The sequence below is a fragment of the Caballeronia sordidicola genome (assembly GCF_000729995.1).
In the GTDB taxonomy this organism is placed as follows: Bacteria; Pseudomonadota; Gammaproteobacteria; order Burkholderiales; family Burkholderiaceae; genus Caballeronia; species Caballeronia sordidicola_A.
In genome coordinates, this window is record NZ_JNFG01000199.1 from 632,531 (window position 1) to 653,146 (window position 20,616).

At 60.1% G+C, this 20,616-nt stretch carries 18 protein-coding genes; 7 read left to right on the forward strand and 11 right to left on the reverse strand.

All coding sequences use genetic code 11. From position 1 onward, the window contains the following. Window positions 1–48: 48 nt before the first annotated feature. The 5 genes from FH08_RS0137600 to FH08_RS0137620 are packed head-to-tail and all read right to left on the reverse strand — an operon-like array spanning window position 49 to window position 7,139. A complete protein-coding gene (locus FH08_RS0137600; protein ID WP_031363280.1) occupies window positions 49–2,091 on the reverse strand; it encodes a CocE/NonD family hydrolase in 2,043 nt (680 codons plus the stop codon). Then, window positions 2,075–3,724: an ABC transporter ATP-binding protein gene (locus FH08_RS0137605; RefSeq protein WP_031363281.1), complete on the reverse strand. Its 1,650-nt coding sequence runs from the start codon at window positions 3,722–3,724 to the stop codon at window positions 2,075–2,077. The genes FH08_RS0137600 and FH08_RS0137605 overlap by 17 nt, the downstream gene beginning before the upstream one ends. Beyond that, window positions 3,721–4,551 carry an ABC transporter permease gene (locus FH08_RS0137610; protein ID WP_031363282.1) on the reverse strand — a complete coding sequence of 277 codons (831 nt, stop codon included), beginning with the start codon at window positions 4,549–4,551 and terminating at the stop codon, window positions 3,721–3,723. Before FH08_RS0137610 ends, FH08_RS0137605 begins: the two co-directional genes overlap by 4 nt. Before the next feature lie 6 nt (window positions 4,552–4,557). After that, a complete protein-coding gene (locus FH08_RS0137615; RefSeq protein ID WP_031363283.1) occupies window positions 4,558–5,505 on the reverse strand; it encodes an ABC transporter permease in 948 nt (315 codons plus the stop codon). Further along, window positions 5,505–7,139 (reverse strand): ABC transporter substrate-binding protein, encoded by a 1,635-nt coding sequence (locus FH08_RS0137620; RefSeq protein WP_081889698.1) that lies wholly within the window; start codon window positions 7,137–7,139, stop codon window positions 5,505–5,507. The genes FH08_RS0137615 and FH08_RS0137620 overlap by 1 nt, the downstream gene beginning before the upstream one ends. Before the next feature lie 255 nt (window positions 7,140–7,394). Between FH08_RS0137620 and FH08_RS0137625 the strand changes: the two genes are divergently transcribed. The 5 genes from FH08_RS0137625 to FH08_RS0137645 all read left to right on the forward strand — a co-directional run bounded on the left by FH08_RS0137625 (window position 7,395) and on the right by FH08_RS0137645 (window position 12,763). Next, a complete protein-coding gene (locus FH08_RS0137625) occupies window positions 7,395–8,300 on the forward strand; it encodes a LysR substrate-binding domain-containing protein (RefSeq protein ID WP_031363285.1) in 906 nt (301 codons plus the stop codon). Between the two features lie 158 nt (window positions 8,301–8,458). Next, entirely contained in the window at window positions 8,459–9,712 is a 1,254-nt protein-coding gene (locus tag FH08_RS0137630; protein ID WP_031363286.1) for an aromatic ring-hydroxylating oxygenase subunit alpha, read from the forward strand. A 331-nt stretch (window positions 9,713–10,043) separates the two neighbouring features. Continuing rightward, a complete protein-coding gene (locus FH08_RS0137635; RefSeq protein WP_031363287.1) occupies window positions 10,044–10,589 on the forward strand; it encodes an RNA polymerase sigma factor in 546 nt (181 codons plus the stop codon). Continuing rightward, window positions 10,586–11,509 (forward strand): anti-sigma factor family protein, encoded by a 924-nt coding sequence (locus FH08_RS0137640; protein WP_031363288.1) that lies wholly within the window; start codon window positions 10,586–10,588, stop codon window positions 11,507–11,509. The genes FH08_RS0137635 and FH08_RS0137640 overlap by 4 nt, the downstream gene beginning before the upstream one ends. A 252-nt stretch (window positions 11,510–11,761) precedes the next feature. Next, window positions 11,762–12,763, forward strand: coding sequence for an anti-sigma factor family protein (locus FH08_RS0137645; protein ID WP_200878844.1), 1,002 nt, complete (start codon window positions 11,762–11,764; stop codon window positions 12,761–12,763). Window positions 12,764–12,917: 154 nt separating this feature from the next. On the opposite strand, the gene catA is transcribed toward FH08_RS0137645, so the two are convergent. The 3 genes from catA to FH08_RS0137660 form a co-directional block, all read right to left on the reverse strand. Beyond that, entirely contained in the window at window positions 12,918–13,826 is a 909-nt protein-coding gene (gene catA / locus FH08_RS0137650) for a catechol 1,2-dioxygenase (protein ID WP_031363290.1), read from the reverse strand. A gap of 53 nt (window positions 13,827–13,879) precedes the next feature. Then, entirely contained in the window at window positions 13,880–15,037 is a 1,158-nt protein-coding gene (locus FH08_RS0137655) for a muconate/chloromuconate family cycloisomerase (RefSeq protein ID WP_051888824.1), read from the reverse strand. 185 nt (window positions 15,038–15,222) lie between these two features. Beyond that, complete coding sequence (locus FH08_RS0137660; protein ID WP_031363292.1) at window positions 15,223–16,164, reverse strand: LysR family transcriptional regulator; 942 nt, start codon at window positions 16,162–16,164, stop codon at window positions 15,223–15,225. A gap of 82 nt (window positions 16,165–16,246) precedes the next feature. Here FH08_RS0137660 and FH08_RS0137665 point away from each other — a divergent pair, with 82 nt between their 5' ends. Beyond that, window positions 16,247–17,170, forward strand: coding sequence for a carbon-nitrogen hydrolase family protein (locus tag FH08_RS0137665; protein ID WP_031363293.1), 924 nt, complete (start codon window positions 16,247–16,249; stop codon window positions 17,168–17,170). 190 nt (window positions 17,171–17,360) lie between these two features. Here the strand turns inward: FH08_RS0137665 and FH08_RS0137670 are convergent, their stop codons facing one another. Together FH08_RS0137670 and FH08_RS0137675 are read right to left on the reverse strand one after the other, a co-directional pair. After that, window positions 17,361–17,954 (reverse strand): NADPH-dependent F420 reductase, encoded by a 594-nt coding sequence (locus FH08_RS0137670; RefSeq protein ID WP_031363294.1) that lies wholly within the window; start codon window positions 17,952–17,954, stop codon window positions 17,361–17,363. Window positions 17,955–18,003: 49 nt separating this feature from the next. Further along, complete coding sequence (locus FH08_RS0137675) at window positions 18,004–18,744, reverse strand: SDR family NAD(P)-dependent oxidoreductase (protein ID WP_031363295.1); 741 nt, start codon at window positions 18,742–18,744, stop codon at window positions 18,004–18,006. 121 nt (window positions 18,745–18,865) lie between these two features. On the opposite strand from FH08_RS0137675, the gene FH08_RS0137680 reads away from it, so the two are divergent. Further along, window positions 18,866–19,756, forward strand: a complete 891-nt coding sequence (locus FH08_RS0137680; RefSeq protein WP_031363296.1) for a LysR family transcriptional regulator — start codon at window positions 18,866–18,868, stop codon at window positions 19,754–19,756. Window positions 19,757–19,893: 137 nt separating this feature from the next. Here the strand turns inward: FH08_RS0137680 and FH08_RS0137685 are convergent, their stop codons facing one another. Then, entirely contained in the window at window positions 19,894–20,565 is a 672-nt protein-coding gene (locus tag FH08_RS0137685; RefSeq protein WP_051888825.1) for a TetR/AcrR family transcriptional regulator, read from the reverse strand. Window positions 20,566–20,616 lie beyond the last annotated feature (51 nt).

A 20,616-nucleotide genomic window follows, 5' to 3' on the forward strand; every position in this document is an offset into this window, starting at 1 on the left:
ATCTTTAACCAGCCTTAGCCGGGAACGCTAGCCGTTCTTTCACCAGCACTAAAGCAAAAGGCGTGGAATAGTTTCATCCCAGCTACGCTCGCGCACCACCCGGCCGTTCTCCTCGGCCTGCAGCGAACCCGTCAGATAAAAGTGCTCCCTATCCGAAGACATATGTACTTCGCTGCGCACGCGGATGTCCCAGCCTTCTCGTCCCATGCGCAGCGATTGCGTCAGCGTATAGCGGGCGCTAAGCGGATCGTTGCCACGGATTTTTAGAGAGCGCTTCAGGTTGTGCTCAACGGTTGTATCGATTTCTGTGAACCGCTGCACGCCTTCCCCAAAGAGCCCGCCGATACCTTCAGTAACGTACGTCCACTCGTCCGTGGTCAGGTCGTAGGACGAAGTGCGCGTCATGGTGCCGCCGCGCACTTGCTCGGTAGGCGTCGCGGAACCTCGCTCAGGTGCATGAAATTCGACTGGCAGCTCAACGCCTTTAGTCTCGCGCACCGGCAGATGAAGCGCCGTATTGCCGAGTGCCACCTCAATGGTCGCGTCTTCCGGCGCGGGCCAGATCAGCGGCCAATAAGTCGTCGACAACGACAACCTGACCCGGTTGCCGACGCCAAATTCATGCGCGCACGCATCGAGCGTCAGCCGTACGCGAACGGTTTCGCCAGGCGTCAAGGCGGCAGGTTCAGCGGAACCATCACGATGCGTCAGGTTGAATACGCCATAAGAAACACGCGTTGCCGCGCCGTCCGGCATCACCTCGGAGAGCCTTGCACACAAGTAAGCGATGGGCCGGTCACTCGACACATCGATCTCGAGTTCCGGCATGCCAAGGAGCGCCAACGGTTCGGTCAACGGTGCACTGTCGAACACTTGGGCGAGACCATCGTCGAAACGCTGGTCGGCGGGTGACTCGCCTGCAACGCCCGTCCCCATCCATTCGCCGGCCGCCACACCGTGGCCCTGAGGGGTGTGAACCAGCACACGAGCCGGCGTGTCAGGCGCGGTTCGTGTCAATGTTCTATCGCCAAGGTACATGCGCTGCATGGCGACGGAGGGGCTTGGCCATGCCGCCTCCGAGATCCATTTGCCTGGCGTCGTGACGTAGGTGGTCTGCGGAGCACGCGCGCTCTCCATCCACACTCGCAACGCCGGACGCTCAGGCGTCGAGCGTGGATCATCGTTATAGTCAGGACGCAGCCAGCGGTTCCACCACTCCACAGCTTCCTGCAGGAAACCCACCGCCGGCCCGGGTACGCCGTCGTGCGGATAGATATGCGCCCACGGTCCAATCAGGCCTTGCCGTGGCACCTGCAAGCCCGCCATCAGCCGGAACACGGCATTCGTATAACTGTCGGCCCAGCCGCCGACTGCGAACACCGGGCACTGGATCGCGGACCAGTCCTCGCTTATCGAACCATGCCGCCAGTAGTCGTCGCGGTGTTGATGCTCCATCCATAACGCGGGAAAGAACGGCAGCTTGTCGAGCCGCTCGATCCAGGCGGACCGCCATTCGTCCCCGTATAGCAACGGGTCAGGCGGACGCCCCTGATAGGCGAGCATGATGCTGCCCCACCACAGGTTGTCGTTAAGCAGGCAGCCGCCTTTGTAATGAATGTCGTCCGCGTAACGGTCGTCGGTTGAATAGACCGTGATGATTGCTTTGAGCGCAGGTGGCCTGCGTGCTGCGATCTGCAGCGCATTAAAGCCTCCCCACGATTTCCCCATCAAACCGACCGCGCCGCTGCACCACGGTTGCCGGGCAATCCACTCGATCACCTCCAACCCGTCGTCCTGCTCCTGCAGCACGTATTCATCGGCCATGAGACCGTCGGACTCGCCGCTGCCGCGCATATCGACGCGCACCGCCGCGAATCCGTTCGATGCGAAGTAGTGATGCATCGGTTCATCGCGTGACCGGGTGCCGTCGCGCTTGCGATAAGGAATGTATTCGAGGATCGCAGGCGCGGGGGAAGCGCCAGTCCCGGCGCCGTCCGGCAACCAGATACGGGCCGCGAGCCGCGTACCGTCAGCAAGCGGAATCCAGACATGCTCGATCACTCGCACTGCCGGCTCATTGTTGCGCTGCATACTTCAAGTCTCCCGTGAACGTGTTCGATTCAGCCGGCCGCGCGCTCTGCAAGAGGTTTTCGTCGAGCCATCCAATCCGCAACTCGGGCACCGAGGCCAACAGCCGCTTCGTATAGGCATGACTCGGTGCGTTGAACACGTCAGCCGTGGCGCCCTGCGCAATGATCTCGCCCTGGAGCATCACCGCCACGCGCTGCGCAATGCGCCTTACCGTGCCCAGATCGTGGGTAATGAACAGGTATGACAGCCCGATGCGTTTTTGCAGCGACTCCAGCAACGAAAGAATGCCGTCGGCGACAAGAGGATCGAGGGCGGACGTGACCTCATCGCAAATCACCAGATCAGGTTGCGCCGCCAGCGCCCGCGCAATGCAAATGCGCTGCTTCTGCCCACCGGACAGCTCGGCCGGTTTCCGCTCGATGAACGCTTCCGGCAACTCCGTCAGGCGTAACAACTCCAGTACGCGCTCACGCACTTTATCTTTATGGATACCGAAGTAAAATTCCACCGGACGCCCGATGATCTCGCCGACGGTGTGCATCGGATTGAGGGCGACGTCAGGCGACTGGTAGACGAGCTGGATACGCCGCTTGAGCTCACGCGAACGCTCGGCCAGTCGATGGGGCAAGAGCCCGCTGTCGAACCGCAACACGCCGCTCTGCTGTTCGATCAATCCAACGATCGCACGTGCAACCGTGCTCTTGCCGCTGCCGGATTCGCCTACGAGCGCTAAAGTCTCACCGCGTGCGAGTTGCAGAGCGACATTCCGAACGATCGACTTGCCGTGATAACCCGCATTTAGTCCTTCGATAGCAAGCAGTGGTTCTGTCGCATGTGGAAGACTGGCGCGCAAGGTGTCAGCCGTGCTTCGTTCGGCAACCAGACGTCGGGTATATTCATCGCGCGGCGCGTTCAGCACCGCGTCCGTCGTGCCCTCTTCCACCATCCGGCCGCCGCGCAACACCATGATGCGGTCGGCGACTTGGGCGACTACCGCCAGGTCGTGCGTGATGTAGAGCGCGGCTGCGCCGAACTCACGCACGATCCTGCGCAGCACGACCAGCACTTCGATCTGCGTGGTCACATCAAGCGCCGTAGTCGGCTCATCAAGCACAAGGATTGATGGCTTGCAAGACATCGCCATAGCCACCATCGCCCGTTGCAACTGCCCGCCGGAGACCTGATGCGGATAACGCCGCCCAAACGTATCCGGGTCGGGAAGGTCGAGTGACGCGAACAACTCTCGCGCCCAGGCTCGCGCTTCGTCGCGGCCCATCAATCCATGTCGCAATGGCCCTTCGCAGACCTGCTCGCCAATGGTCAACGCCGGGTTGAATGCAGCGGCCGCGCTCTGGGCCACATAAGCCACCTTGGTCGCGCGCAGCGCACGTTGCCGTTGCGGCGTTGCGCCCAGGATGTTCTCGCCGGCGAGCCACACTTCGCCACCTGTGATCCGGCAGCGGCCGCGCGCATAACCGAGCGCGGCGAGGCCGATCGTCGATTTACCCGCGCCGGATTCGCCGATCAGCCCGAGCACCTCTCCTTGTGCGAGGGTTACATCGACGTTGTCGACCAGTACCTGACCGTTGGGCGCCTCGACCCGCAACGCACGCATTCTCAAGACCGGGCTCATGCGATCACTCCTGCCTGCCCGACTGCGCGCACCGACAACAGCCAGTCGACGATCAGGTTGATACCGATCGTCAGCAACGCGATCGCCGCGGCAGGAACGAGCGGTGCAATGCCGCCGAAATTGATCACCTGCGCGTTGTCGCGGACCATGCCGCCCCAGTCGGCGTAGGGAGGCTGGATACCTAGCCCGAGAAAGCTCAGTCCGGCCACGAACAGGATGGTGAACCCGAAGCGCATGCCGAATTCGGCCAGCAGCGGTGGCACTGCATTTGGCAGGATTTCACGGCGGATGATCCACGCGAGCCCTTCTCCACGCAGCCGCGCCGCTTCCACATACTCTTGTACGGCGATACCCTGTGCGACGAGCCGCGCGAGCCGGAACACGCGCGTTGAATCGAGAATCGCAATCGTACCGATCAGCACCGGCATCGACGTACCCAGCACCGACAGGATCATCAGCGCAAAGATCAGGACCGGCATCGCCATGAGGGTATCGACGATCCTCGACAGCACCTGATCGACCTTGCGTCCCAGCACCGCGGCCGCAAACCCCGTGACAATGCCGAGCGAAAAGGACAGGAGCGTGATCGCGAGCGCCAGGCCGAGCGTTGTACGCCCGCCGTACAACAGACGCGAAAACATGTCACGCCCGATGCTGTCGGTGCCGAGCCAATGACCGGCACCGGGCATCATCCATACGTCGCCGATCGTTTCGGTTTCGCCGTGTGGCGCAATGAGCGGCGCAAACAGCGATGCCATTGCGATGACCGCGACCAGCAACATGCCGATCGCCGCGCTCATGGGCGCTTCTTTACCGAACACTTTCATTACCCCTTACCTCGCATGCCGCAAGCGCGGATTGGCCCAGACAGCGAGCACATCGGACACGGTATTCAGCCCGACATAAGCCGTGGCAAACAGCATTCCGCAAGCCTGCACCACCGGCAGGTCGCGCTTCGATACCGCGTCCACCATCAACTGCCCGACACCCGGATAGACGAACACGACCTCGACCATGATGACGCCGACGATCAGGTAAGCCAGGTTGAACGACACCGCGTTGATGATCGGCGCGAGTGCATTGGGCAGCGCGTGGCGCAAGACGATCCATGACTTGGGCAAACCCTTGAGGATCGCTGTTTCGGTATAGGCGCTGCCCATCACCGCAAGCACGGACGCTCGCGTGGTGCGCAGCATGTGGGCGGCTACGACGAACAGCAGCGTGAGCGTTGGCAACGTGGTCGCGTAGATGCGCTCAGAAAACGCCATGTCCGGCGACACGGCGGCCAAGCTCGGCAGCACGGGAAACTTGACCGCGAGCAAGAGCAGCAGCACATAACCGACGAAGAACTCCGGCATAGATACGCTCGCAAGCGACAGCACGCTGGCGGCGCGATCGAAGAGACTGTCTTGCCATATCGCGGACGCTATGCCGATGAGTATCGACAGCGGCACCGCAACAAGGGCCGCATAGCTTGCGAGAAACAGCGTGTTGTATAGCCTCGGCAGCAAGTCCTCGCTGACCGGACGTCCGTTCGTCAGCGACGTCCCAAGGTCCCCATGCAGGAAATGCAGCAACCATAGCCCGTAACGTTGCAGCGCCGGGTGGTCGAGACCGAGCGACGCCCGCAGCGCCGCGACCGTTTCCGGCGTCGCCGACTGACCGAGGATGGCAGACGCCACGTCGCCGGGAAGCAATTCGGTGCCCACGAAGGTCAGCACCGAAACAAGCCACAACGTCAATACACCCGCCAGCACCCGCTGCAATACAAGCCGCTTCATTACGACTCCAGCCAGACGTGTTCCGCGAGCCTGCCGCCCATGAAGTTAAACAGCGGATGCGGCGTGGCGCCCTGGAGCTTGCTGCTGGTTGCATCGATATAGTCGGCGAAGAGCGGGATCATCGCGCCGCCGTTGTCGCTCACCATAAGCTGCATCTCGCGGTACATCTCGCGGCGTTTGGTGTCGTCGAGCATCGCACGGGCTTGCAGCAACAAAGCGTCGAACTTTGGATCGCGCCAGTGCGTGTCGTTCCATTTCGCGTCGGACTTGTACGCGGTCGAGAGCATCTGGTCCGCCGTCGGCCGGCCGCCCCAATAGCCCATGCAAAAAGGCGCCTGCATCCATACCTTGTCCCAGTAGCTGTCGGCGGGCTGACGGCGGATAGAAAGCTGAATGCCCGCAGGCGCGCATTCGCCCTGGAACAGCGCAGCCGAATCGACTGCGCCTGCAAACGCTGCGTCGGACGTCGACAATTCGAGCTTCAACTCGGACAAGCCAGCCTTCTTCAGATAAAACTTCGACTTGTCGGGGTCGTACGCATGTTGCGGCACATCCGCGGCATAAAAGCGGTCAGTCTTCGGAATCGGATGATCGTTGCCGATGGACCCGTAACCGCGCAGGATGGTCGTCAATTGCTTCTGGCGATCGATGCCGTATTTGACCGCGAGCCGTACATTGTTATCCGCGAACGGCGACGCAGCGCAGTCCATCAAGAACGTAAAGTGCTGGCCACCCGATGAGCGCACGATGTTGACAGTCGGGCTGCGCTTGAGCAAGTCGACGGTCTTGAAGTCGACCCGGTTGATCGCGTGGACCTGACCTGAGATCAGCGCGTTGGTGCGCGCCGTGGCGTCGTTGATCACAATCAGTTCGACTGCATCCACATAAGGGCCATCGCTCTTCCAGTAGTGCGGATTGCGCTTGAAGAGCGACCGCACCCCCGGCGTGAACTCGCCGAATACAAAGGGACCGGTACCTATTGGATGACTCCAGTCCTTGAAACCATTCGGCACCACCAGCAGGTGATAGTCGGACAGCAGGTAAGGCAGGTCCGCATTGCCGCTTTTCAGCTTCATCGAAATTTGCAGCGGATCGATCTTCGTGATCTCGGTCACGTCCGCGAGACTCGACTTGATCGCCGACTTCGACGCATCGCCGCGATGCAGGTTGATCGAATAGATCACGTCGTCTGCATCGAGCGTCTTGCCGTTATGGAACACCACGCCCTTGCGGACCTTGAGAATCCATTCGGCAGCACCGGGTTTCGCCTCCCAGCTTTCAAGCAATTCCGGCTGCGCATGCATCTTTGCATCGATCTCGACCAGGCCGTTCATGAGCATGTAAGCCTGATTGAGCGGCACCCAATCCGGCAGCAGCGTTGGATCGATCGAGTCTGTCGTATTGCCGCCGCCCATGCCGAGCTTTAGCAGGCCACCGCGCTTAGGCTGCGGCGCGGCAAGCGCGCTAGCCGGGACGATCAGGCCAAGCCCCGCGCTTGCACCCAGCGCCGCAGCACCTTGCAGAAACTGACGGCGACTTAGCTGGCTTAACTGGCTTAACTGGCTTAACTGGCGATCCGGATTCTTATGCAGCGGCAGGTCAAACGAGTCCCCTTGATCGTCGAACGGCTTCATGCTTGAGCTTCTCCTCATGGTGTCAACGCGTGGGATCAGGATGCGCACCGGGTTGGTCAATCCAGGCGTTCCCTTATCGGACAACGGGGTCAGAGCGGCGACCTCGCGGCGAGTATCGGTAGGCAAAACTATGCGGTCAACGCACTTTATTTTCACTCTCGCATAACAACAGGTAATATGAACGCAGCCATCCGGACGCAAGTCGCCATGCGAGCAACTCAAGCGGGTCCCTGAAGAACACTGGAAGCGCGAGATATGAAAGGATACCGACGCCTGATTCCTTCGCTAAACGCATTGGTCGACTTTGAAGCCGTTGCGCGGCTCAAGAGCTTCACGCTCGCAGCCGACGAACTCGGTGTCACGCAGGCCGCCGTCAGCCGCCAGATCCGCTTTCTTGAGGACGCCATGAAGCTGCAGTTGTTTCATCGGCTGCATCGCTCGATCGCGCTCACGAAAGAAGGCGAAGACCTCTTTTTCGTCACGTCGGAATCGCTCCAGAAGATCGCGGGCACCTTCGACAGTCTTAGCAGCAACACACGGGAACAGGAGTTCGCGATCCTGGCGACTGCCGCGTTTTCGCAATTCCGCATCTTGCCCAGACTGCCGCTGCTCAAGCGCTCGCAGCCGCAACTCAAGCTGCGCCTGACCACGCAGATGTTCACCGCGGACCTGCGTCATAACGAGGTGGATGTTGCTATCCGCTATGGCTCCGGCAACTGGCGCGACGGTCACTCAACGCTTCTCTTCAATGAGGAGGTCGTGCCTGTCTGTTCGCCATCGTGGCTCGAGGCGCATGGCGAACCTCAGTCGCCCCAGGACTTGAGCGATGCCCCGCTCATTGCCTACGACTCCACGTCGGAGGGCTGGATGGGCTGGGAAGACTGGTTCGACACAGTGGGCATCAAGCGCAACCGGTTGAACTATGTCCTGCGTTGCAGCCTGTACACCGATGCCATTCACGCCGCGTTGCAGGGCCAGGGTGTCGTGCTCGGCTGGCGTCGGATGCTGGGCGACCTGCTTCGTTCGGGACAACTGGTGCCGCTTGGCGACGCCTGCGTGAAGATGACCGACGCGTATTACGCCGTCGTGCCGCACGGACACGCGGTTACGCCCGCGGTGGATGCCGTCATCGAATGGCTTCGTGAGGAAACGGTGGCATGAAGCGAAGGCGTTTCGGCAACCCGCCGTTGCCATTACTTATTGTTATGCGAGCGAGAAAATAAAGCGCGTTGACGCTTCGAATTGGCCTACTGATACTCCGTTCATTCCGTGACTCAGGTCGCGCCTGGCAACGTAGGGAATCAGATAAGGACCAGCGGATGTCGAGCATCAATGGCACTACGCACGGCGCTTTGTTTCGCAGTCGGGCTTCAGGTCACGGCATGCCCGGCGCCTTGTTCGGGCGGCAGGACGTCTTTGAGAACGACGTCGATATCTTCTTCCACAAGCACTGGATCATGGCGGGTGTCGTCGCCGACGTGCGCGAGCCCGGCGATGTCTCGGCGGTCGATATCGGCCGTGCCTCGATCATCATCGTTCGCGACGATGACAACATTATTCGGGCGTATCGCAACGTGTGCCGTCATCGCGGCGCGCGCCTTCGCGAGCAAGGCAAGGGTTCCGTGGGAATGCTCGTCTGCCCCTACCATCAGTGGACGTACGGACTCGATGGCGGTCTCAAACACGCGGCGCACATGGGACAGGATTTCGATCCGACCTGCCGCAGCCTGATGCCTGTCCCCCTACGCGTAGTAGGCGGGTTGATCTTTGTGTGCCTGAACGACGAAGCGCCCGCGGATATCGCGGCGCTCGACGAGATCATGACGCCACGCCTTGCGTCGTTCGATCTGGCGCGCACGAAGATCGCGTACGAGACGGACATCATTGAAAACGGCAACTGGAAGCTGGCAATCGAAAACAACCGCGAGTGTTACCACTGCGGTGCAACGCATCCGGAGCTCACCGTATCGTTCCTGGCCGAAGATTTCGGCTTCTGCCCCGATGGCTTGAGTGAGGAATCGGAACGCGCGCTCGGCGAATACCGGGCGCGTAACAAGGCTTCGCTTGCGAGCTGGCACAAGGAGGGACTGCTCAGCGAAGCCGTAGAACGACTGGATGATGTAGCCACGCTGTTCCGGACACAGCGCCTGGTCATCGCCGGCAACGGCGAATCGCAAACGATGAACACAAAGGTCGCCAGCACCAGGCTACTCGGCGACAACACGCGACGCGATCTCGGCGATACGCATTTGTGGACGCACAACTCGTGGTCGCACTTCATGAGCGACCACGCGGTCATTTCGTACCTGATCCCGCTTGCACCGGATCGAACGCTCGTTCGAACCAAGTGGCTTGTTCACGAGGATGCGATCGAGGGCGTTGACTACTCGCTGTCCGATCTGATCGAGGTATGGCAAGCAACCAATGCTCAGGATGCCCGCCTTGTTTCGATCAATCACCAAGGTACACAGGACCCTGGCTACCGGCCTGGACCCTTCTCACCTTTCACCGAGACGTATCTGGAACGATTTTCACGCTGGTACGCGACGCGGCTGGAGGCGCACGGCATCTGATGCGCTGTGTGGCGTCGCACGTATGATCCGGTGATCAAGCACGGTTGCCGGATAGTTTGGATATTCAGGCAGCGACCGCCACATTCGCTGGATGGTTAGCGCCTGATTACTCCAGCCTTACAGCGAGCGCTGATCTCTTAGCGACTGCTTCCCCACCCATCCTGGCTTACTCAACACACGCCCTCAATGCGACAGCATTTGCGCCCAAACATGGCGTCCAGCGACATCCGCTGCCTCAGGCTAAAATAGGGAGTTAGCGCGATGCAGCCCGCACATGCGGGCGCTCAACGGCACTTGAGTTGACAGTGGGATCACGGGAGACATTCGTTCAATGAACGGCGCAGACTTACCAGGCATGCTTCCCGAGATGCTGCCGCGACTATGGGCGTTCGCGCTGCGTATTTCCGGTGATAAGCATGACGCCGAAGATCTCGTCCAGCGAGCCTGCGTGCGGGCGCTCGAACGGGCGCATCAATTACAGCCCGACACGTCCCCGCTAAGCTGGATGTTTTCAATCGTCCATTCCACCTGGATCAACGAGTTGCGAGCGCGCAGCGTACGCAAGCGCTCCAGCCTGGAATGGGACGATGACTTCCTGGAAAACGTTGCAGATCCTGTCGACAAAGGCCCGGAAGCCCAACTCATGCACGGTCAGGTCATCAGCGCCGTTGGGCGTCTGCCCGAAGCCCAGCGTGTCGTCATGCTGCTGGTCGCGGTCGAAGGCTTGAGCTATCAGGAAGCGGCCGATGTTCTGGAAGTGCCCATCGGCACCGTCATGAGTCGGCTCTCGCGTGCACGTCAGGCCATTGGTGCGTTGTTAGGCACGTCTGCTTCGAAAGCCAGGGCTTCGGTTACGCGCAAGGACTCCATCGCATGAAAACCGATGACCTCATGCTGATGGCGTATGTAGATGGCGAACTTGCCCCCGAGGAGAGCCGGGAAGTCGAGGAGCACATCCGCGCTTCCGCTGAAGCCGCGGAGTTGGTGGCGTTACTGCAAGCATCGCGTGTTGACTACAAGCAAGCGTTCGCTACGCAAAACTTGCCGCCGGTACCGGACTCGCTGACACAGAAGATCGAAGCGATAGCCCGTGCACAAAGCACTAAAAGCGCGGCTCCAGGTGCAAATGACTCTTCGGTTCCTGCGCCTTCCACCGTTCCCGCTCTCGCACCAGTTCGATCACGTCTACGCTCCGTTCCTACTTGGCTCGCGGCAGCGTGCGTCGCGGGCGCATTTTGCGGAGGACTCTTTTTGCGGCCAGGGACGTTTGCTTTTCTCAGCCCGGGCATGCCGAGTTCAGGCGGCGCCGCGATGGCAAGCTCCGGGCTCTCGCCGTGGGTAACCGCAGCGGTCGGCTATCAGCAGCTTTACACGCGCGAGACGCTGGCTTACGCCGACGAGAATCCGGCAGCGACTTCAAAGATAATCGATGACATTCGTCGTGAAGACAAACTCGCACTGCGTATTCCCGATCTCAGCAGCGCCGGCCTGACTTTCAAGTCCGTGCGCCGCTTGAATTTCAACAACAAGCCGCTCGTGCAGATCGTTTATCTGCCTGAGACAGGACCGCCCATCGCGCTATGCGTGATGAAGGGCATGAAGTCGGATCAAGCGGTTGCGGCACAGGTGGTCGACACAATGCATGTGGTCACATGGCGGCAAGCGGAACTTAGCTATGCGTTGATCGGCAAGACTGAAAGCGTCGATCTGGATGCACTCGGCAAGCGTATTTCGAACCGCGAGGTAGATCAGCTATTTAGCAACGCGACTTCAGCCTTGTTCGCGCTAGCCGGGTAAGCGAGGACGGCTCTAAGTCCTAAGGCTCAGAATGCTTAGTCCGTCGAACCACGTCCAGTTGTGGGAAACACACAGCCCCGCCGCTCATCGGCGAAACGCAGATACACTTGGAACAAGGCTTATTCATCGATTTTTCACCCGTTCTGGCACTCTGAATTTCGACAGTTGTTTAGCGGCAAGTCACCGGTTAGCGAATCGGCGTACGGGAAGAAGCGAGAATTTAATCATCAGCGAAAGTAACTGCCCAGTCTTATGAAATCGGACGATATCCTGCTAATGGCCTACGTGGACGGCGAACTGCCGCCGCACCAACGCGAGGAAGTCGAGCGCGAACTGCGCACGTCTCCCGACGCAGCGGAGCGCGTCGCGCTGTTGCAGACATCACGGCTGCCGTATCGCGATGCGTTCGCCGCGCAAAAGCTGCCGCCGGTGCCGCCGAGCCTTAGCGCGAAGATCGAAGAAATGGCGCGTGCGGCTAAAGCAAAAACCGCCCAGCCCGTTGCCAGTCCCGACATCAGTGTCAACGATCCCGTCGTTCCCCGTGCTCCGGGCACTGCGTCTTCTTCGCCCATCCGCTCGCGGCTACGCGTTGCACCGGCGTGGCTGGGCGTCGCATTCCTGGCAGGCGCATTTGCCTGTGGACTGGTGCTTCGGCTAGGCCCTGGCATGGGTCCGGCATCGAATACCGGTGCTTCGCTCGCGTCGGTCGGCACGGGCGTATCGCCTTGGGTGATGGCAGCGGCCAGCTATCAGCAACTCTATTCCCGCGAGACGCTCGCGTACGTGGCCCCCGACGCCAACCTGTCGATCAAGACGGTCAAGGAAATTCGCGAGGACGATGGCCTCGCACTGAGCATTCCCGATCTGAGCGCGGCCGGACTCACGTTCAAGCGCGTGCAGCGACTGCGGTTCAACAACAAACCGCTCGTGCAAATTGTCTACCTGCCGGAGAAAGGCGCGCCTGTTGCGCTGTGCGTGATGAAGGAGGTCAAGCCCGATGCTGCGGTAGAAGACCAGCGTGTCGCCTCCATGACCGTTGTCACTTGGCGGCAGGCCGAGTTGGGCTATGCGCTGATCGGTCAGCCTGAGGGTGTCGACCTGGCGGCGCTTGGCAAGCAGATATCGGCGGGTGGAACCGCGCAACTGTTCAGCCGTGAAACCTCGTTACCGCTAGCTTCCGCCTTGGCGTCGGTGAACGTGGCGCCAAACGCGGTCGCTGGCTCGAGGTCGTTTATTGTGGCTAGCGTGGAATAAACTGATCGCCTGACTGTTCTGTTGATTGGGGCAGTCTTTTACAGGCGTATCCAACACTTAGCGGCATGCGTGAAGTCATCTGAGCGAACAAGCGTTCGCTACACCATCGCAGCGGTAAGCGGCGGTAGGCAGCGAATACAGGCCTCCGTTGCTATCAGGCTCCCACGCGCACGCGTTCAACCTCCGTGCTCTTCACATCGTCGCGTTCCTTGAAGAGCGTGAAGTCGAAATCGATCAGCACGAACTGACCCTCCACTCCATACGGTTTGCCTTCTGCCCCTTCAGCCTTTTTAAGCGCGGGTACAAGACCATCACGCGTGGCGAACGCGAAGTCATCCCACAGGTACGGATCACCATCGATGTTGATTTGAGTCGTCAGCTTGCGATGACCCGACGCCGACACAAAGAAGTGAATATGCGCCGGACGATGACCATGACGGCCCAGTTGATCGAGTAATTGCTGGGTCTTGCCTGCGGGCGGCACGCTGTAGCCCACCGGTACGACGCTCGTAAAGCTGTAGTTGCCCGCACTATCGGTACGAATGGTCCGACGCAGATTGAACGCCGGTTGCGACGCGTCGAAGTATGAGTAGTTACCCAGATGATTGGCGTGCCATACCTCAACCAACGCATCCTTCAGAGGCGCGCCATCTTCGCCAATCACGCGACCGCGCATCACGAGCGTTTCGCCCGGGTCGGTGCCGTCATCCAGGCGTGCATGCCCGACCGACTCCGGCGCACCGGCCACATACAACGGTCCCTCGATCGTGCGCGGCGTGCCGCCCTCAATACCTGCCTTCGCTTCCGCCTCGTCCATCCGCAAGTCGAGGAAATGCTCGAAGCCTAAGCCCGCAGCAAGCAATCCAAGCTCGCCGCTCTTGCCTGCTTCGCCAAGATAATTGAGTGCGGTCCAAAACTCATCGGGCTGCACATCGAGGTCTTCGATCGTATAAAACAGGTCTCGGATAACGCGGTTCACGATCGCCTTCGTGCGTGGATTGCCCTCGTTGGTGGCGCTGTCGTTAATGGTCTTGAGCAGTGCATCGATAGCTTGGTGGTTCATGTTTGTCTCCGTGTGTTGTGGGGGTCGGTGGTTGTTAATGCGGGGTCTGCCGGTCAGCGCTGCAGCCGTTCGATACGTTCCCAGTCGAGCGTGATGCCCAGGCCCGGGCCTTGCGGCAGGCGCAGCGAAAAGTCTTCATAACGCAGGGGTTCAGTGAGAATTTCCTCGGTCAGCAAGAGCGGACCGAACAACTCTGTTCCCCACTTCAACGCGCTGAACGTGCTGAACAGTTGCGCCGATGCAATCGTGCCGATCGCCCCCTCCAGCATCGTGCCGCCATATAGATCGATATGAGCCGCAAGCGCGATCGACGCAACGCTAGCCGCGCCCAGCAGTCCGCCGGACTGGGCAATCTTGACGGCGAAGACATCGGCGCAATGGTTGCTCGCCACGGCGAATGCATCGGCTGGACCATGCAGTGCTTCGTCAGCCATGATCGGCACGCGGGCCAGGTCAGTGAGACGCTTGAGGCCCGCGTGGTTCGTAGCGGCTATGGGTTGCTCGACCAGACTGACGCCGGCGTCAGCGAATCTCGGCAACGCCCAGATGGCGTCCGACTCGCTCCATGCCTGGTTCACATCCACGCGAACGTCGCCACGCTCACCAAGCGCTTTCTTGATCGCCACGACATGCGCTACATCGTCGGCCACCGCATTCGAACCGATCTTCAGCTTGAACACGCGATGCCGCCGGAGGTCCAGCATCTGCTCGGCTTCATCGATATCTCGCCGCGTATCGCCGCTCGCAAGGGTCCATGCCACTTCAACCGAGTCTGTTATGCGGCCGCCAAACAACTCCGAAAGCGGCACGCCGATTCGTTGGGCCTGGGCATCGAAGAGCGCCGTTTCCACCGCGCATTTCGCAAAACGGTTGCCCTGGAATAGCTTGCGCAGTTTCGCCATGGCCGCACCGGGCCGGGTTGCGTCCAACCCCTTGAGCAAGGGTGCGAAGTAGGTATCGATATTGACCTTGATGCTCTCGGGACTCTCCTCGCCATAAGCGAGACCGCCGATGGTCGTGCCCTCGCCCACGCCGCTCACACCGTCAGAGCAGCGGATCCGGACCAGCACCAGGGTCTGGCAGTTCATGGTCGCGACCGACAGGCGGTGCGGCCGGATCGTTGGAACATCTATCAGCAGCGTTTCCACGCTTTCTATTCTTACCGCTGCTTTTACCGTTGCTTTTACCGTTGTTGCTACCGCTGTCGCCATTGTGCATTTCCTCCAAGTGCACACATGGTAGAAAGAAACGAACCGGGAAGTCCAACACCGCTTCCGACTAGTTTCATACTCTGGAAGTATGGAGCGACCAATCATCACATGTCACACTGACAGCAGTAGTCACGCGGCCGGCAACGACGCGGCAGTCAACAAGTTCGCTGAGCGCCGACAGCGTTTCATTCGCAAGATTGCCTTTGCGCTAGCCCAAGCATGGCGAACGACTCCACCACCGCCTGCTGGACCGCAAGGACCGCGGATTCGCGCGTCCTGATCGAGCGCCATCCCAACTCAATCGGATAATTCGGCAGTGCAAGCGGACTGGGCAGCAGGCACAATCCGGTCATCCTGGATATTGCTGCTGCCGCGTGCTTCGGTATTGTCGCAATGGCGTCCGATCCATGGAGCAAGTAAGGTAGAGCGGCGAAATGCGTCGTCGAAGCACAAACAATCCTCTTACGTCCGATGTTCGCGAGCCCTTCATCGACAATACCCACTACGCCTCCGGACGACACGAGGATATGCGGCCGCGCCACGTACTCATCGAGTGTTAACTCCCCCTGTTGGTCAGGGAGCGATGCGGAGTCCACCAAACAGGCATATTCTCCTTCGCCTAGCGCCTGTCGACTCAACCCTCGCGACGACAATCCGCCTGAGGCAATGGCGAGGTCTATCTGCCGGTTGAGCAGCGCATCGGCAACAATGTGACTGTGTGTTTGCCTGAAGATCAAACGTAGGCCCGGTGCATTTTTCGCCACGGTGCCCATCACCTGATGTCCTATAGCCATTTCGAAGTCGTCGGACATACCGATAGAGACTGAACGGCCTCGATAGTTGCTGGTGTCGTCTACGGTTATTGCCAGCGACTGTCGGCATCGGTCAAGCGCCTCGGTGATAAGAGGCTTTAATTCATCGGCTCGGGCGGTCGGCGCGAGACCTCGCCCAGTCCGTGTGAAGAGGGCATCCCGATAGACCTCGCGCAGCCGTCTCAGCGCAGCACTCACTGCCGACTGAGTGAGTTCGAGCCGGATCGCTGCTCTGCCTGCACCGCCTTCCTCATAAAGGGCCTCGAATACCTTCAAAAGATTGAGGTCCATCTCGACGATATCAATTCGGCTCATATCACTTATACAGGGAAGGCAGTTGCTTCATTCTATCGGTCTGCCATGATCAACACATCCCTTACAACATGTGGAGCAGGAAATGCCAAAATCGATCGTCGCCGCGCTTCAACTAGGCTCGTCCCCGTCTGGCAAGGCGGACACGCTTGCGGAGATCCTGGGCTATGAACAACGGATCATCGATTCAGGCGCGAGTCTCATTGTCATGCCCGAAGCGCTCCTGGGCGGATACCCGAAGGGCGAAATCTTCGGTACGCGACTGGGTTACCGGTTAGCCGAAGGACGTGAGGCGTTCGCACAGTACTTCGCGAACGCAGTTGACGTTCCGGGTGCGGAGACCGACGCCCTGGCTGACCTGTCCCGTCGAACCAACGCAAGTCTGGTTGTCGGTGTTATCGAGCGTGCAGGTAGCACGCTTTTCTGCACTGCGCTATTTTTCGATCCCCAGAATGGTTTGGTCACGAAGCACAGGAAGTTGATGCCGACCGGTACGGAGAGGCTCATCTGGGGTCAAGGGGACGGTTCGACTTTGCCGGTTGTCGACATGCCAGTGGGTCGCGTAGGAGCGGCGATCTGCTGGGAAAACCACATGCCACTGCTTCGCACGGCGATGTACGCCAAGAACGTAGAGATCTGGTGCGCGCCGACTGTCGACGAGCGTGATGTATGGCAAGCCTCAATGCGTCACATTGCGCACGAGGGACGTTGCTTTGTCATCAGCGCATGCCAAATTCAACCGACGCCCCGCGCTTTAGGCGTGGAGGTGCCCGGGTGGGACAACGATCGTCTGCTCATTCGAGGAGGCAGCGTGATTGTCGGGCCACTGGGAGAAATCCTTGCCGGCCCCCTGGTCGGCGAGTCCGGACTCGTTGTCGCGAGTGTCGATACCGACGAACTGGTACGCGCGCGCTACGATTTCGATGTGGTTGGCCACTATGCCCGCCCCGATATCTTTTCGCTGCATGTGGATGAACGCGCGAAAAGAACCGTTGAATTCCAGCGTTGATGCTTTATCCGGGTACGCGGCTATTCCGGGTCCGCTCCGTAACGAATTCATCGAATGCTCTCGCCACTTTCCGCGCAGAGCGATCCTGGAGTGGATCAATTTCGGCCTACACACCATTGTGTGCCCCTCCGATCGAGGCAGACGCGACCCGTCCCGTCCGGGAGACTCGACTGAGTGTTCTCGGCTTCGATCAGCCGAACTTGGCCAGGTCCTGGAAAATCAGATGACCCCACGTGCGGCCCCGTGCCTGGATGAGCAGTCCGCCCTCGCCTATCTTCCCCAGTTCGATCGGGGCGAAGCCAAGCCGCTCGACGAGGGTCGCCACCGAGGCGCTGGCCGCGTCGTCGTCGCTGGATATAAACACGACCCGCCGGCCTCCCTGCGGCGTCTTCGGCCCTTGCGCGAGGGTGCCTGCTGGCAGGTGGTTGAAGGCCTTCACCAACTTCGCTCCCGGGAACGCCTTCGCAACGGCAGCGGTCGAGGGCAGCCCACCTAACTCCTCCGGAGGGACGTCGAACGCGTTGGTTGCGTCGATCACGACCTTCCCTTGCCAGCTTTCGGCGGCCCGCCCGATGTCCGGGTGAGTGGCAAAGGGAACCGCAAGGATGACGACGTCGGCCTTGACCGCGTCCTCAATTCGCCGGGGAACGAGCGACGGGCCGATCTGCGCCGCGAGCGCGTCCAGCGGCCGCCTGCCTGCCACGGTGACTTCGATCCCCTCGCGGGCGAACGCATGGGCGATGGCCGTCCCGATCTTGCCCAGCCCGATGATTGCGTAGCTCATTGAAATTCTCCTTTATTTATCGAAAGATCTTGTCCATGACCCTCAGGGCTCAGACCTGGCCGATGCCACCATCGGCCATCAGATCCGCACCCGTCACGTACGAACTCTGGTCGGACGCCAGGAAGAGCGCCGCGCTGGCAATCTCCTCAGCCCGGGCGAGTCGACCGATCGGGACCATGCTTTGGTACATGTTCACCAGATGCTCTCGTGTCTCAGTTTGAGAGTCGAGAATCGGCGTATCGGTTACGCCGGGGCTGAGCGTGTTGACGCGAATGCCGCGATCCTTGAATTCCGCGGCCCAGGTGCGGGCATAGGAACGCACCGCCGCCTTGGTCGCCGCGTAGGCGGTGTGGCCAGCAATACCCATGCCGTGCATGGCAGACGAAACCAGAATGATCGATCCACCACCTGTCATCAGCGGCAGCAGCTTCTGCACGAGGAAGACGGGGCCGCGGGCCATGAGGTTGAACGCCTTGTCGAAGTGCTCAGGCGTGAGGGTGTCGATCGAAGCCTGCACCGTAAAGCCGGCGTTCGACACGATGATGTCGACGACACCCTTTTCCTCCCTTACTGCCGCAGCAACTCGGTCGAGGTCATCGAGGTTCGCGGCGTCAGCCTGGAGTGCGGTGACGTTGCGTCCGATCAGTTTGGCGGCCTCGTCGAGCTGTGCTTGCCGACGGCCGAAGATAAAGACGTGAGCGCCTTCGGCGACAAACCGCTGGGCTATCGCCAAACCGATACCGGTCGTGCCGCCGCTAATGACGGCAATCTTGCCTGTAAGAGTGGACATTAAAACCTCTGCCTGTTCGTGAATAACAGGAAGATGGTAATTGCCGTTTGCGCCGATGATAATCCGCGGATTTCTTATAAGGTCTATTCTTAAAGAGAATGAGTCAAACGAGAGGAACGCAATGGATCGGTTTCACGAATTGAACGCCTTCATCGCCGTTGTCGAAGCGGGCGGTTTTTCTGCCGCGGCGCGTAGAACCGGTGAGTCACAGTCCGCTATCAGTAAGGCCGTCGGCGCGCTGGAGAGACGCCTTGGCGTGATGCTATTTAACCGAAGCACGCGCAGCGTGACCCTGACGGATCAGGGGCAGAGGTACTACGATCTGACAAAACCGCTTGTTAACGAAATGGACGAAGCCGACAGCGAACTGACGAGCACTACGCTTGATGTGTCGGGTCAGATCAGGATCGCCGCATCCGCCACTTTCGGTCGCCTCCACATACTTCCACTCATACCCGACCTGTTGTTACTCAACCCCGGTCTTCAGGTAGATATGATTCTTTCGGACTCCGTGCGAGATATGGTGGAAGACCGGATTGATCTGGCGATCCGGGTGGGCCCGGTCAACGAACCGGACGCGGTCGTCAGGCGCGTGGCCAGCACTCCCCTCGTATGCGTCGGATCCCGTCGCTACTTCGAGCAACGCGGAATACCAAAGACCCCCGCCGAGCTCGTTGATCACAATTGCCTTCTCTATGGCGGCCTGATGGAATCAGCGGATTGGCCGTTTGTCGGGCCGAAAGGTCGATTCAGCGTGTCCGTTCGCGGAAATCTTTCGTCCAACAGTGTCGAAACAATCCGGGCCGGTGTTCTGGCCGGCGTTGGAATTGGCCTGTTTGCCGGTGTCTCTCTTGCCGATGAACTCCGGCATCCGGACGTGATCTCGGTTCTCGACGAATTTATAGCTGACGTCAGAGACATAAGCATCATCTGGCCAAAACGTCGGTATGTACCGGCGCGCGTGCGTCGAGTGACCGACTTTTTTGCTGCGGCCCTCCCGCAGCGTATTTAGGCAAACGGAATCAATCGGCGCACCGAAGTCCGAGTAGCCGAATGCCTGAATCGTGGACTGAGTGTCCTCCGGCGTCATCGTGCGTGGCATGCGAGCCGAAAGACGCCTAACGTCTCGGATCATCAACTCTATCAGCATCAGACTGACCGTCGACGCCGCGACTTATCTGGAGTCCTGGATATTGCCATGGGACGCGGAGTGTTGAGGAACGAGTCCACCAGGGTGATCAGTTCCCGCCTCAAGACCGGCGATGAAAGCTGCCCTTCTCGTGCTGCTGCATGCACGGCACCCGCAAGCGCCGCCGCAAGCACCTGCGCGCCGACGCAAACATCATCCACTGTTCCGGGAACGTTCGCCGCGAACAAAACTTCATAGGCTTTCTTGCACTCCCGTGCGAAAAGATCGTGAGCGCTGCGCGAATCCTCGCCGCGCGGGCTCTCTTCGAGCAAAACCCGATGGGCCGCGGGATGCCGGCTATGCATCGCGATCATCCCGTCAACGAGTACCGCGATGCGGGCCGCCCGGGGTGTCTCGAGATTCGCGGCAGCGTGCAGCACCTCAAGCACGTCATCGAAGTGCCGTCGACGCACGGCATCGATCAGCGCGAGTTTGTCCGGGAAATACTGATAAAGGGACCCGATGCTGGCGCCAGCGGCTTCCGCGACCGCGTTGGTGGTCAGCCCTGCCCAGCCGCGCTCGCCCAGAATGTGAGCTGCGGCATCGAGGATTGCGTCAATGGTGGCCCGCGAACGCGCTTGCTGCGGCGTTTTGCGCATCGCGCCCGAAGCCTTGGTAATGCGAGTAGCCAAGCGTACCTCTCAAATGGGAATATGAGCAATATGCTCGCATTTTAGATGAAG

Excerpts from the sequence above, each read along its gene's own strand:
- FH08_RS0137600 (WP_031363280.1), bottom strand. The coding sequence starts at position 2,091 with ATGCAGCGCAACAATGAGCCGGCAGTGCGAGTGATCGAGCATGTCTGG.
- FH08_RS0137605 (WP_031363281.1), bottom strand. The coding sequence starts at position 3,724 with ATGAGCCCGGTCTTGAGAATGCGTGCGTTGCGGGTCGAGGCGCCCAAC.
- FH08_RS0137610 (WP_031363282.1), bottom strand. The coding sequence starts at position 4,551 with ATGAAAGTGTTCGGTAAAGAAGCGCCCATGAGCGCGGCGATCGGCATG.
- FH08_RS0137615 (WP_031363283.1), bottom strand. The coding sequence starts at position 5,505 with ATGAAGCGGCTTGTATTGCAGCGGGTGCTGGCGGGTGTATTGACGTTG.
- FH08_RS0137620 (WP_081889698.1), bottom strand. The coding sequence starts at position 7,139 with ATGAAGCCGTTCGACGATCAAGGGGACTCGTTTGACCTGCCGCTGCAT.
- FH08_RS0137625 (WP_031363285.1), top strand. The coding sequence starts at position 7,395 with ATGAAAGGATACCGACGCCTGATTCCTTCGCTAAACGCATTGGTCGAC.
- FH08_RS0137630 (WP_031363286.1), top strand. The coding sequence starts at position 8,459 with ATGTCGAGCATCAATGGCACTACGCACGGCGCTTTGTTTCGCAGTCGG.
- FH08_RS0137635 (WP_031363287.1), top strand. The coding sequence starts at position 10,044 with ATGAACGGCGCAGACTTACCAGGCATGCTTCCCGAGATGCTGCCGCGA.
- FH08_RS0137640 (WP_031363288.1), top strand. The coding sequence starts at position 10,586 with ATGAAAACCGATGACCTCATGCTGATGGCGTATGTAGATGGCGAACTT.
- FH08_RS0137645 (WP_200878844.1), top strand. The coding sequence starts at position 11,762 with ATGAAATCGGACGATATCCTGCTAATGGCCTACGTGGACGGCGAACTG.
- catA (WP_031363290.1), bottom strand. The coding sequence starts at position 13,826 with ATGAACCACCAAGCTATCGATGCACTGCTCAAGACCATTAACGACAGC.
- FH08_RS0137655 (WP_051888824.1), bottom strand. The coding sequence starts at position 15,037 with ATGGCGACAGCGGTAGCAACAACGGTAAAAGCAACGGTAAAAGCAGCG.
- FH08_RS0137660 (WP_031363292.1), bottom strand. The coding sequence starts at position 16,164 with ATGAGCCGAATTGATATCGTCGAGATGGACCTCAATCTTTTGAAGGTA.
- FH08_RS0137665 (WP_031363293.1), top strand. The coding sequence starts at position 16,247 with ATGCCAAAATCGATCGTCGCCGCGCTTCAACTAGGCTCGTCCCCGTCT.
- FH08_RS0137670 (WP_031363294.1), bottom strand. The coding sequence starts at position 17,954 with ATGAGCTACGCAATCATCGGGCTGGGCAAGATCGGGACGGCCATCGCC.
- FH08_RS0137675 (WP_031363295.1), bottom strand. The coding sequence starts at position 18,744 with ATGTCCACTCTTACAGGCAAGATTGCCGTCATTAGCGGCGGCACGACC.
- FH08_RS0137680 (WP_031363296.1), top strand. The coding sequence starts at position 18,866 with ATGGATCGGTTTCACGAATTGAACGCCTTCATCGCCGTTGTCGAAGCG.